Annotated in this window: 1 protein-coding gene; it reads right to left on the reverse strand. The window is 63.1% G+C overall.

Annotation, left to right across the window (positions count from 1 at the left end):
• Positions 1 to 339: 339 nt before the first annotated feature.
• A partial coding sequence (locus tag FJV41_RS49570; RefSeq protein ID WP_438616792.1) for a DUF2933 domain-containing protein occupies positions 340 to 639 on the reverse strand: 300 nt, incomplete at its 5' end.

The following is a 639-nucleotide window of genomic DNA, read 5'->3' on the forward strand; positions in this document are numbered from 1 at the left end:
CCTCTACTCTTTGCTTCGGAAGGGGCATCGCGGCTGACTCAGCGGCACTCGGCTGAGCTTGTGTCGCAGCCTTACAGTTCTACATATGGGCTGTGAGGCCACTGGCGTTGCACGCCGCGAGCATCCCGGCTGGTCACTGGGGCGAGAGGTCCGGTGGGCCCTGAAGACAAACACGTTTGTGGTGCCCGTACGAATGTTGCAGAGGGGGCAACAGAGGGCGCCGTCACAGACGCGCTGGACTCGTTTCTTGCTCATCGCTGTCTGGTGATCGCAGCAGACCGCAGGCGCGCAAGGAGACAAGCGCGGCGTCGCGTGCTCGCACGGTGCGAGTGCCTCGACTCATTGCTTCTGCTCCTTGGAGGCTGCGGCACCTTCCTTACCCTGACGCGCGGCATGATCGTGTCCGCCGTGGCCGTGACCACGGTGCATGAACAGGTGCATCAGCGGACAAGCCGCCAGCAGCAGGAAGGGGAGATAGCCGGCAACATGTGCCGTGTGCTCCTTGAGCAGGAAATACGCGGCGACAGCGGCGATGATGAGGAACGCCACGCCGTAGCGCGATCGCCAGAACCGGGGGCGATCGCTGGGGGTCTGTGTGTGCTGATGCTGCATGGCATATCTCCACGGAGAAGGGTTGAT

Source organism: Myxococcus llanfairpwllgwyngyllgogerychwyrndrobwllllantysiliogogogochensis, from assembly GCF_006636215.1.
GTDB lineage: Bacteria > Myxococcota > Myxococcia > Myxococcales > Myxococcaceae > Myxococcus > Myxococcus llanfairpwllgwyngyllgogerychwyrndrobwllllantysiliogogogochensis.